1 protein-coding gene is annotated in these 2,923 nt (G+C 76.2%); it reads left to right on the top strand.

The features are described 5' to 3' along the window. The first annotated feature begins 219 nt into the window (after nucleotides 1–219). Complete coding sequence (locus QMK24_RS40935) at nucleotides 220–2,793, top strand: helicase-associated domain-containing protein (protein ID WP_283471994.1); 2,574 nt, start codon at nucleotides 220–222, stop codon at nucleotides 2,791–2,793. The last annotated feature ends 130 nt before the right edge of the window (nucleotides 2,794–2,923 follow it).

Genomic DNA, 2,923 nt, shown 5'->3' with positions numbered 1-2,923 from the left:
GGTGGGTGGGGAACGGCCCGCCGGACGGGCGGCCACCGGCCACGGGCGCGGGGGCAGGCCGGCACGCCCCCGGACCACACCGCCTCCGACGGAACGCACGCACGCCCGGACCCGCCGCGCAGGACCGGGACAAACCCGCAAGCCCGCCGCAGGCGACCCGGTAGGCGGGGGGACCGGTAATGTGGGACGGATGACCACCGAGCAAGCCGGGACCCGATTGTGACCGGCAGCGCACCGCGCACGTTGGCAGAGGATCTGCGGGCCCGCGGCGACGACGCGCTGGCGGCGCTGTTGCGTGCGCGCCCCGACCTGCTCAGTCCGGTGCCGAACGATCTGACGCAGCTCGCCACGCGCGCAGCGACCCGCGCGTCGGTCGTCAGGGCGCTGGAGCGGCTCGACCGGTTCACGCTGCAGACCACCGAGGCGCTGGCGGTGATGCCGGACGGCGGCCCGTACGCGGTGCTGCGCGCCCTGATGACGGGCGACGCGGCGGACAAGGCGACGGACGCGGCGCTGCCGCGTGCCGTGGAGTGCCTGCGGGAGCAGGGGCTGGTGTGGGGCGGTGACGACCGGCTGCGGCTGGTGCGTACCGCGCGCGATCTGCTGGCGCCGTCCGCCTCGGTGCCGTCGCCCACCGGACTGGGTCCGTCCGTGGCGGAAGCCACGTCCGGCATGTCGCCGGCCCGGCTGCAGGAGATCCTCGCGGATGTGGGGCTGCCCGCCACGCACGACCCGATGAGCGCGGTGGCGGCGCTGGCCGACCTGTTCCGCGACCGGAAGCGGATGAAGAAGCTGCTGGGCGGGGCGCCCGAGGGCGCGACCGGGGCGCTCGGGAAGCTGGCGTGGGGCCCGCCGTACGGCGAAGTGGCCGACGCGATCGCGCCGGTACGGGCCGCCACCGCGACCACGCCCGTGCAGTGGCTGCTCGCGCGCGGGCTGCTGCTGCCCGCCGGGCAGCACAACGTCGTACTCCCCCGCGAGGCGGCACTGCACCTGCGGGCGGGCCGCGCGCACCGCGTGGTCGAGCCGGCGGCACCGGCGCTCACGCCCGTCGAACACTCTCCACAGGCTGTGGACGGAACCGCCGCCGGGCAGGCGTTCAGCGCCGTACAGACGGTCGAGGAGTTGCTCAAGGCGTGGGAGACCGGCGGCCCGCCGGTGATGCGGGCGGGCGGGGTCAGCGTCCGCGACCTGAAGCGGGTGGCGACGGCGCTGGACGTGTCCGAGGCGCTGGCCGCGTTCTGGCTGGAGCTGGCGTACGCGGCGGGGCTGCTGGCCTCGGACGGCGAGCTGGACGAGGCATACGCGCCGACGCCCGCGTCCGACGACTGGCTGCGGCTGCCCGCGCAGGAACGGTGGACGGTGCTCGCCACGGCGTGGCTGGCCGCCACCCGCACGCCGGGCCTGGTCGGCACCCGCGACGCCAAGGGCCGCGCGCTGTCCGCGCTCGGTCCCGATCTGGACCGCTCCCTCGCGCCCGAGGTCCGGCGGCGCGTCCTCGGCCTCCTCGCGACGCTCCCCGAAGGGGCCTCCGCCGCCCCCGCCGAGCTGCTCGACCGGCTGCGCTGGGACCGGCCGCTGCGCGGCGGCGCGGGGACGGACGCGCTGCGCGCGGAGCTGCTGCGCTGGACCGTCACCGAGGCCGAACTCCTCGGCCTCACCGGCCGCGGCGCCCTCGCCGGCCACGCACGCTCCCTGCTCGGACCCGCCCCGGCGGTGCCGCGCCGCCGGAACGCCTCCGGCACCGCCGGGACCCCCACAACCGCCGGGACGTCCACGACCACCACGACGTCCGCGGCCCCGGCGTCGGTGCCCGCGGGGGTCACCACCCCCGCCGAAGCCGCGGCGGCGGCCGCGAGCGCGGCGAACCGCCTCGCTCCGCTCCTCCCCCAGCCCCTCGACCACGTGCTGCTGCAGGCAGACCTCACCGCGGTGGCCCCCGGCCCGCTGGAGGCACCGCTCGCGGAGATGATCGGCGTGCTGGCCGACATCGAATCCAAGGGCGGGGCGACGGTCTACCGGTTCACGCCGGAGTCCGTGCGGCGGGCGCTCGACGCGGGACGCACGGCCGCCGACCTGCATACCTTCCTCGCCGAGCGCTCACGGACGCCCGTACCGCAGCCGCTCAGCTATCTGATCGACGATGTGGCCCGCAAGCACGGCCGGCTGCGCGTCGGAGTGGCGGCCGCGTACCTGCGATGCGACGACGACACGCTGCTCAGCGAGCTGCTGGCGGACCGCCGGGCCCACGGTCTCGGTCTGCGTCGCCTCGCGCCGACCGTGCTCGCGGCCCAGACCGCGCCCGACACTCTGCTGGAACGCCTCCGTGCGATGGGCTTCGCGCCCGCCGCCGAGTCCGCCGACGGCGATGTCGTCATCACCCGCGCAGACGCCGTCCGCACCCCGCGGCGGGCCGCGCCGACGCCGGTCACCGACGGCCCGCCGGCGCCGAACGGCACGCTGCTCGGCGCCGCCGTCAAGGCGATCCGGGCCGGCGACCACGCCTCGACGGCCGTGCACCGCGAGAGCGTGCCCGCACACACGGGCAACGGCGGGCTGCCCCGTACCGCCGCCGCGGAGACCCTCGCCACGATGCAGGCCGCCGTACTGACCGGCGACTCGCTCTGGATCGGCTACGTCAACGCGGACGGCGCCGCGAGCCAGCGCGTCATCGGCCCGGTGCGCGTCGAGGGTGGCTTCGTCACCGCCTACGACCACACCGCCGACGAGGTCCGCACCTTCGCGCTGCACCGCATCACGGGCGTCTCGGAACTGGCCGATGATCCGGCTTAGCACCAATACCAGTGACTTAAGACTCGCTGCTGGTAGCGTGGGGTCCAGGAGGTGCCTGGATGCCACGGCCTGGGCAGGTCAAGCCGGAGACGGATGAGCGGTTGTCGGACCGGATTGCGGTCGGGCTGCT

It is taken from the genome of Streptomyces sp. PH10-H1 (genome assembly GCF_030063355.1).
In the GTDB taxonomy this organism is placed as follows: Bacteria; Actinomycetota; Actinomycetes; order Streptomycetales; family Streptomycetaceae; genus Actinacidiphila.
This window is presented reverse-complemented; position numbering and strand designations above follow the sequence as displayed.